At 70.8% G+C, this 7,968-nt stretch carries 8 protein-coding genes; 4 read left to right on the top strand and 4 right to left on the bottom strand.

The annotated features are described in order from the left end of the window. Positions 1-647: CorA family divalent cation transporter (locus AC1DXV_RS28185; RefSeq protein ID WP_477936711.1), on the bottom strand; the 647-nt coding region annotated here is incomplete at its 3' end. 175 nt (positions 648-822) lie between these two features. Between AC1DXV_RS28185 and AC1DXV_RS28180 the strand changes: the two genes are divergently transcribed. Continuing rightward, positions 823-2,940: a M66 family metalloprotease gene (locus AC1DXV_RS28180; protein WP_477871757.1), complete on the top strand. Its 2,118-nt coding sequence runs from the start codon at positions 823-825 to the stop codon at positions 2,938-2,940. 61 nt (positions 2,941-3,001) lie between these two features. Then, positions 3,002-3,760, top strand: a complete 759-nt coding sequence (locus AC1DXV_RS28175; protein ID WP_477936709.1) for a substrate-binding domain-containing protein — start codon at positions 3,002-3,004, stop codon at positions 3,758-3,760. 25 nt (positions 3,761-3,785) lie between these two features. Here the strand turns inward: AC1DXV_RS28175 and pcp are convergent, their stop codons facing one another. Then, positions 3,786-4,451 (bottom strand): pyroglutamyl-peptidase I, encoded by a 666-nt coding sequence (pcp, locus tag AC1DXV_RS28170; protein ID WP_477936707.1) that lies wholly within the window; start codon positions 4,449-4,451, stop codon positions 3,786-3,788. A gap of 115 nt (positions 4,452-4,566) precedes the next feature. On the opposite strand from pcp, the gene AC1DXV_RS28165 reads away from it, so the two are divergent. Together AC1DXV_RS28165 and AC1DXV_RS28160 are read left to right on the top strand one after the other, a co-directional pair. Beyond that, positions 4,567-5,112, top strand: a complete 546-nt coding sequence (locus AC1DXV_RS28165) for a YgjV family protein (protein WP_477936705.1) — start codon at positions 4,567-4,569, stop codon at positions 5,110-5,112. A 46-nt stretch (positions 5,113-5,158) separates the two neighbouring features. Further along, a complete protein-coding gene (locus tag AC1DXV_RS28160) occupies positions 5,159-6,283 on the top strand; it encodes a DUF748 domain-containing protein (protein ID WP_477870580.1) in 1,125 nt (374 codons plus the stop codon). On the opposite strand, the gene AC1DXV_RS28155 is transcribed toward AC1DXV_RS28160, so the two are convergent. Together AC1DXV_RS28155 and AC1DXV_RS28150 are read right to left on the bottom strand one after the other, a co-directional pair. Next, positions 6,240-6,761, bottom strand: a complete 522-nt coding sequence (locus AC1DXV_RS28155) for a DNA-binding protein (protein ID WP_477936703.1) — start codon at positions 6,759-6,761, stop codon at positions 6,240-6,242. The two genes, AC1DXV_RS28160 and AC1DXV_RS28155, sit on opposite strands and share 44 nt — an antisense overlap. A 52-nt stretch (positions 6,762-6,813) precedes the next feature. Continuing rightward, entirely contained in the window at positions 6,814-7,653 is an 840-nt protein-coding gene (locus AC1DXV_RS28150; protein ID WP_477870576.1) for a class II glutamine amidotransferase, read from the bottom strand. Between the last annotated feature and the right edge of the window lie 315 nt (positions 7,654-7,968).

Below are 7,968 nucleotides of genomic sequence, written 5' to 3'. Positions count from 1 at the left end.
AGCCGGAACAGCGCGCCCGGCTCGGGCGCCAGCAGGCGCTGCAGCCGCACCAGCACGCGGCGCAGCTGGCCGAGCTCGGCGCGCCGGCGGTCGAGGCGGCCGCGCAGCAGGCTGTCCTCGATGCTGTCGACCWTCAGCGTGGCCTCGCGCACGATGCGCACCAGCACGTCGCCCTGGTCCTCGAGCAGGTGGTTCAGCAGGTCGACCGACGAGCCGAAGCGCACGCCCTGCTTCACCGCCTCGCGCAGCCGGTCGATCGAGCGCAGCGGGTGCGCCCGCGCGCTGACGGCCAGCCGCGCGTCGACGCTCATCCACAGCGTCGCGATCTCCGACGGGTCGAACGCGAATTCATAGGCCACGTCGTTGACGACTGCGATCAGGTTGTCCTGCGCGTCCTCGATGCGCGTCGAGCGCGAACCCTGCTGCAGCGCCTCGAAGAACTCCGGCGCAAGCGGCAGGTTGGCCTGCATCCAGGCCTGCGAGGTGGCCGACGTGAGGTCGAAGTGCAGCCAGATGAAGGCATCGCCGGCCGGCTGCTTCAGCCACTCGACGGCCTGGGCGAGATCGATCGGCTCGCCGCATTYGGTCGGCGAGAAGCGGTAGCCGCAGAGCAGGCCGTTCTGCTGGGCGCCGTAGGTGATCGGCATGGGCACTTCTCCTCTGATTCCTGTCATGCACGCGGGCAACCCGCGATGAGAACACGGCTTGATGACACGCCGGCTTTGCAAGCGGGTGTAAAAGCAGAAAAGGTGAAACGCCATGAATGCGCTTTCATGGAACTTCGCGGATCATCGCGGCGCTGCAACCCGACCCCACCGAAGCATGAAGCGCCTGCCCCTGTCCACGACGACCCACATCGCCTTGCTGTTCACCGCCGTCGCGCTCGCCGCCTGCGGAGGCAAGGACGACGGGGACACGCCAGCCGGTTCGCCGCCGGCATCGACGCCCTCGCCCTCGCCAGCACCGGCTCCCGCACCTGCTCCGGCACCCGCACCGTCGCCTTCGCCGGCCCCATCGCCCGCTCCGGCGCCCTCGCCCGCTCCGGCCCCGGCCCCCACGCCGACCCCGGCGCTCACCAGCGTCGAACTCGCGCAGACCCACGTCATCCCGCCCACCGGCCGCGGCATGCAGTCGGCCAACGACGTGAAAAACAAGGTCACCAAGCGCCTGCAGCTGGTGGCCGACCGCGCGGCGCTGCTGATGGTGCAACCGGCCGCGAACGTGACATCGCTGGTGGTGCGCGCGAAGCTGGCCGACGGCCGCACGCTCGGCCCGCTGGCGATGAACGCGCCGGCGAAGCTGCCCGCCACCGACGGCGGCCGCCCGGCCTATTCCGCCGTCAAGTACAGCGCGCTGCTGCCGCGCGAGTGGATCCAGATCGGCGCGACGCTCGAGCTCGGCCAGGGCGATTTCTCGTCGCCGCGCAGCGTGGCGCTGAGCGTCACGCCGGCCACCACGCTGACGCACGTGACGATTCCGGTCTACCTGTTCGGCGCGCGCGCCGCGCAGTCGGTGGTGCCGGACTGGGCGCTGTCTTCGGCCTCGACCAACGGCTACACGCTCGACCAGGAGTACCAGCAGAAGCTGCCGGTCGCGGCCCTCGCGCAGGTGACGACCGGTGCCGTCACGGTCGACCAGCTGGCCGTGCCGGCCCGCAACGACGACCAGTTCTGCCACCCGGCGATGAGCTTCGGCTCGTGGGCCGACTTCAAGGCCGCCGGCGGCGACACCAATGCCCGCATCTACCGGCTGCTCAGCGACATGCGGGGTCCCGCCGCGAACCGCGACGGCAACTTCGCAGCCGGCTTCTACGGCTTCGTGCAGACGGTGGACGGCGGCCGGCAGGTCGCCGCATCGACCGGCGGCGGCCTCGGCGGCGGCGGGGTCGGCACCTCCGGCGGCGACTACCGGCCCGACCCGGTCTACTCGGCCATCTTCAACCACGAGATGGGCCACGCCTACGGCCTGCCGCATGCCGACGCCGCGGCCGATGCCGGCGACTACCCGTACCCGATGGGCACCAAGAGCGGCTCCACCTGGGGCTACGACGCCATCAAGAACCAGCTGCTGACGACGCTCGAGTACAGCGGCCAGTCGTGCGACGGCCGCACCGTCGACGGCACCTGCTTCCAGCGCACGCCGATGTCCGGCGGCGACGAYGACCGCGACGGCAAGACCTACCGCTGGAACGCGTTCTCCGACTACCAGGCGGCGCAGATGCAGGAAGGCTTCCTCGACAAGGTGTTCCGCGACGACAGCTACGACGGCGGCTACAAGCGCTGGAACCGCGGCACCGGCGCCTTCGAGAAGCTCTCGGCCAGCGACCGCGCCCGCATCGGCACCGACGTGCTGAAGACCGGGCAGCAGGTGCAGACGGTGATCGGCACGGTGTCGCACTTCAACCTGTCGCCGACCGCGAGCGGCATGGTCGTGACGCCGGCCTGGACCGGCAACCTGCCCAAGCAGCTCGACCCGACGGTGCAGGCCGACCTGGACCTGACGCTCGGCAGCGCACCCGGCGCCTGGGGCGGCTACTACTGCGTCTACAACGGCTGCGACTACACGCTGGTCGCGACCTATGCCGACGGCACGGTGCTGCGCAACCTGCTGTCGATGGGCTACCACGTGATGGACGGCGACGTGCGGCCGAGCGCGAAAGACGTGCTGAGCGGCGACAACTTCGGCACCTACGCCGTCAACCTGCCGACCGGGCATGGCGGGCTGGCGAAGCTGCAGCTGTTCAACACGCCGTTCGGCTCGAAGTGGCAGGCGAAGCTGAGCGCGATCCGCGTGGCCGACCTCGGCAGCAGCGGCTACCCGCTGGTCAACGAATGGACGCCGGCGGCGGGCTTCGGCGGCGGCCCGGGTGCCGCCGGCACGACGCAGTTCGACGCCACCGCGTGCAAGGCGGGCGCGGTGGTCAAGCGCCCGGCACGCTGACACAGGTTGGCACGCCGATCGGGGCACACTTCGGACCTTGCGTTCTCCAGGAGGTCTTGTGATGCACCAGTCCCTCTCATCCATCGCGCTGGCGCTGCTCGTGTTCGGTGCCGCCCCGGCCACCGCCGACACCGTGAAGGTGCTGACCAGCGGCGCGTTCAAGCAGGTCGTCGTCGCGATGGTGCCGGCCTTCGAGGCGCGCACCGGCCACCAGGTCGAGGTCGCGAACGACACCGCCGGCGCGCTCGCGAAGCGCGTGGCCGGCGGCGAGGCCTTCGACCTGCTCGTCCTGACACCGGCGGCGCTGCAGCCGCTGGCCAAGGACGGCAAGGTGCTGTCCGACAGCATCGCGCCGCTCGCCAAGGTGGGGATCGGCGTCGCAGTGAAGGCCGGCGCGCCGAAGCCGGCGATCGGCACCGTCGAGGAGTTCAGGCACGCGCTGATCGACGTGCGCAAGATCGCCTACATCGATMCCGCGTCGGGCGGCACCAGCGGCATCTACCTCGACGGCCTGTTCGAGAAACTCGGCGTCGCGCAGGTGGTGCGGCCGAAGGCGGTGCTGGTGGCCGGCGGGCTGTCGGCCGAGAAGCTGGTCAGCGGCGAGGCGGACCTCGCGATCCAGCAGGTCAGCGAGATCCTGCCGGTGGCCGGCGTCGACCTGGTCGGCATGCTGCCGCCCGAGATCCAGAACTACACGACCTATGCCGGCGCGCTGGGCGCGGCCAGCACGCACCGGGCGGCGGCGGCCGAGTTCCTGAAGAGCCTGGCCAGCGAGGAAGGCCGGCAGACGCTGCGCAGCAAGGGCATGCTGCCGCCCTGATCCGTGCGCGTTTTCAATGCGCGTTTCAGTGGGTCGTGCCGGCTGCGAGGCGGATGTCGCGCTCGACGCCCAGCGCCGTCACCGCCATCACCCGCACGGCCTCCACCACCGCATCGAGCGCGAGGCTCGGCGCGCCCGCATGCCGTATCGCCATCGCCGGCAGCCAGGGCACGTGGATGAAGCCGCCACGCAGCGCCGGGCGCTCGGTCGCGATGTAGTGCGACAGCGCGTAGAACACCGCGTTGCACACGTAGGTGCCGGCCGTCGACGAGATCGACGCCGGGATGCCGTCGTCGTGCAGCGCGCGCAGCATCGCCTTGATCGGCAGCGTCGAGAAGTACGCGGCCGGTGCGCCCTCCACCACCGGCTCGTCGACCGGCTGCCGGCCGGCGTTGTCGGGGATGCGCGCATCGACGATGTTGATCGCGACGCGTTCGATCGACACATCGGTGCGCCCGCCGGCCAGGCCCAGGCACAGCACCAGCGCCGGGTTCAGTTCCTCGATCGCATCGATCAGCACCGGCCCGGCATCGTCGACCACGCAGGGCAGGCGGCGGGCCGCGAACACCGCGCCGCCGAGGCGTTCGCCGTCCAGCGCACGCGCCGCCTCCCATGAAGGATTGATCGTTTCGCCGCCGAACGGCTCGAAGCCGGTCACGAGGACGGTCTGCGGGGGTGTCGGTCGAGTCATGCGACATCCTACCTACCCGGCCCCCCAACGTCCGCCGCCGGTGAGAAGCGCCGTCATCCCGGCTCGATTCCGGGGACTGCCCGGAGACCTCCCGCCCGAGACTGTCGGCACCACCATGCCGACCGACGACCTGCTGATCCACGCCACCGGCCTCGCCGCGCTGGCCATGAACGCCTTCGCGATGCTGCGCCGCTGCGAAAAATCGCTGCGGCTGCAATCCGGTTTCGCCGGCCTGCTGTGGGCGCTCAACAACGTGCTGATCGGGGCCCACACCGCGGCGGCGCTGAACCTGGTCAGCGCCGGCCGCACCGCCACCTCGGCCGCCACGCTGCAGCACGGCGCCGGCGCACGCAGCCTCGGCCTGGCCGCCTTCGGCGTCCTGACGGTGGCCACCGGCCTGCTGACCTGGAACGGCTGGGGCACGCTGTTCCTGATCGCCGCCTCGCTGTGGTCGACCTATGCGATGTTCTACATGACCGGGCGCACGCTGCGGTACTCGATGCTCGCGATCTCGGCGCTGTGGATGTACCACGCGTGGAGCTACGAAGCCTGGGAGCAGATGGCCGCCAACGTGCTGACGGCCGGCGCGGCGCTCTATGGCGGCTGGCGCTTCGATCGCCATCCCCCCGACGAAGAAGCCGGCGAGCCCCTGACACGCTGACTGCGCGGACTGCGCCGACCCAACCCGGGTAGCATGGCGCCCGCCCATGATCACCCCGCTCCAGAACCTCACCCGCACCCAGCGCCGCCTCGCCTTGGCCGGCGCGATCGTCCTCGGCCTGCTCCTGCTCGCTGTCATCGCGCTGCAGGTCGCGACCCGCCAGCTGCAGGCCGAGGTGGCGCTGGCCCTCGGCCCGCGTGCCAGCATCGGCGCGATCCGCCCCGGCTGGACCGGCATCGACGTGCTCGACCTGCGCATCCAGGGCCCGGCCGGCTGGCCAGTGGCCGACGAGCTGCGCGCCAGCCGCGTGCGCATCACGCCCGACCCGCGCAGCCTGTTCGGCGGGCCGTGGCGCATTGCGCAGGTGCGCGTCGAGGGCGCTTACCTGGCCGTGCTGCGCACCCGAGACGGCAAGACCCGGGTGCTGCCGTCGCTGCTGGAAAAGCCGCAGGACAAGACCAAGCCCGCGTCATCCGCCACGTCGTCCGCCGCCAGACCCGACCCGCAGGCCAAGCCGTTGTTGATCATCGGCCAGGTCGCGCTCGACGCCGCGCAGGTGGAGTTCTTCGACAGCTCGGTGCGCCAGCCGGCGCTGCGCCTGACCCTCGACCAGGTCGATGCCGACGTCGGCCCGCTGGTGCTGCCGCAGCTCGACAAGCCGCTGCAGGTGCAGCTCGACGGCGTGTTCAAGGGCGTGCAGCGCGACGGCCGCATCCGCATCGACGGCGACTACACCGTCGCGTCGCACGACGCCGACATCCGCGCCCGCTTCAACGATGTCGACCTCGTCACGCTGCAGCCCTACCTGCTGAAGGTGGCCGACAAGGGCATCAAGCGCGGCACGCTCGACCTCGACCTGCGCGCGGGCGTCGTCGGCAACCAGCTGAAGGCGCCCGGCAAGCTGACGCTGACCGGTGTCGAGTTCGCGAGCGACGGTGCGCTCTCCACCTTCGCCGGCGTGCCGCGCCAGGCCGTGCTCGCGGCGATGTCGAAGAACGGCAAGCTCGAGGTGAAGTTCACGCTCGAGGGGCGCCTCGATGACCCGGCCTTCTCGCTGAACGAGAACCTGGCGACCCGCATCGCCTCCGGCATGGCCGAGAGCCTCGGGGTCAGCCTGTCCGGCATGGTCAAGGGCCTGGGCGGGATGGTGAAGGGCCTGTTCGGGAAGTGAGCTCGCGGCCCAGCTCGTCGATGCGCTTGTGAGCCTCGGCCAGCGCCGCATCGCGCCGCGCCAGCTCGGCCTGCAGCCGCACCGCCTTGCCGGCGGCCTCGAACGCGGCGGCGTCGGCGATCGCCGCCCGCTCCTTCTCGGCCTCGACATTGGCCACCGCGGCGGCCATCGCCTCGCGCAGTCGTTCGTCGAAGACACGCTGGTCGACGTCGCGCCGGGCCTCGGCCTGCGCCACCTGCCAGAAATGGCGTGCCGCCTGCATCACCGGCTCGGGCACGTCGGGCGGCACGCCGAAGGCGCCGGGGTCCTTCAGGCGCCCGCCGAGGTGCTGGTACCAGTCGTCCAGCAAGGGGCTGACGGTGTTCGGCGAGCCGCGGCCCAGCTGGCGGCGCACCCGTTCGATCGTCGGGCGCTCGCCGGCGAGCAGCAGCGCGTCGCACGCAGCCCAGACATCCTTGGCGGTGATCCCGGTGGCCATGTGCCGCATCATACAAACGCTGTATGAAATGCAACACTCGGGTGACCGATTCTCAGCCGGCAGTCACCATTTCGCGCTCATCGGCCGGCGCAAAGGCCTGGGTGCGCGGATCGACCTGGCGCCACACGGTCTCGCCGCCGACGAACACGCGCATCTCGCCGGTGGCCAGCCGCACCCACGGCTCGGCGTCGGTCAGCGGCTCGGTGGCCACCAGCGCCATGCGGTCGTCGACACCGTTCAGGCGGCCGAGGTCCAGGCTGATGTCGCAATCGAGCAGCCGCGCGGTCGGGAACGGGTGCTGGCGCTGCAGCAGGTAGAGCTTGCTGGAACAGTGGGCGAACAATGCTTCGCCGTTGGACAGCAGGAAGTTGAAGTTGCCATGGCGCGCGAGGCGCTCGGCGAGCAGCGCGATCTGCGGCGCGAGCTCGGCCCAGCCGACCGGCCGCACGCGGTCGGCGAACTGCGCGCGCAGCTCCTGCATCAGCCAGCAGAACGCGCGCTCGCTGTCGGTGCCGCCGATCGGGCGGTACGGGCCGGTGAGCACGGGGTCGAAGCCGCGCAGGTCGCCGTTGTGCGAGAACAGCCACGGCTGCCCCATCCACTCGCGCTGGAACGGGTGGCAATTGGCCAGCGAACGCACGCCCTGCGTCGCGCGGCGCAGGTGCGAGATGACGATGGCCGACGGAATCGGGTAGTCGCCGAGGAACGCCGCCAATGGCGATTCGCTGGCCGGCTGGTCGTCGTGGAAGACCCGGCAGCCGCCCGGTTCATAGAAGCCGACGCCCCAACCGTCCACATGGTGCGAGGTGCGCCCGCCGCGTTGCCGGAAACCGGTGAACGAGAACGTGATCGAGGCCTGGCTGTTGCAGTTCATGCCGAGAAGCTGGCACATCTGGATGCATCCGGAAGATCTGTTGCGCGATGGGTGGCAGCATGCAGGCATCGTGCCCGCCCCGGATTGACGAATCGCGTCGATGCCGTCCCCCACGCTCGCGGGGGTACGGACACATGTCCTCCGTGGGTTTCGCCTGAGCGAATCGCCGGCAAGGCTTCCTACACTTTGTGGACAACTCGAAGTGAGCAAGGTCGTATGCGAGCCCACCCCCCGCCCCTGCTGCCGCTGCCCCCCCCTGCCGCCCCTCGTGGCGTTCGGCCGCTTCGCCCTGTTCAGGTATGCGTCCGTGATGCTCGTGGCGCTGGCCTGCTG

The sequence above is a fragment of the Rhizobacter sp. P3_C12 genome (genome assembly GCF_056402735.1).
The sequence above is the reverse complement of the archived record's forward strand: the minus strand, read 5'-3'. Positions and strand labels throughout refer to the sequence as shown.

What these genes read in the sequence shown, in the direction of transcription:
- AC1DXV_RS28150 (WP_477870576.1), bottom strand. Translation starts at nt 7,653, where the DNA reads ATGTGCCAGCTTCTCGGCATGAACTGCAACAGCCAGGCCTCGATCACG.
- AC1DXV_RS28165 (WP_477936705.1), top strand. Translation starts at nt 4,567, where the DNA reads ATGCCGACCGACGACCTGCTGATCCACGCCACCGGCCTCGCCGCGCTG.
- pcp (WP_477936707.1), bottom strand. Translation starts at nt 4,451, where the DNA reads ATGACTCGACCGACACCCCCGCAGACCGTCCTCGTGACCGGCTTCGAG.
- AC1DXV_RS28155 (WP_477936703.1), bottom strand. Translation starts at nt 6,761, where the DNA reads ATGGCCACCGGGATCACCGCCAAGGATGTCTGGGCTGCGTGCGACGCG.
- AC1DXV_RS28160 (WP_477870580.1), top strand. Translation starts at nt 5,159, where the DNA reads ATGATCACCCCGCTCCAGAACCTCACCCGCACCCAGCGCCGCCTCGCC.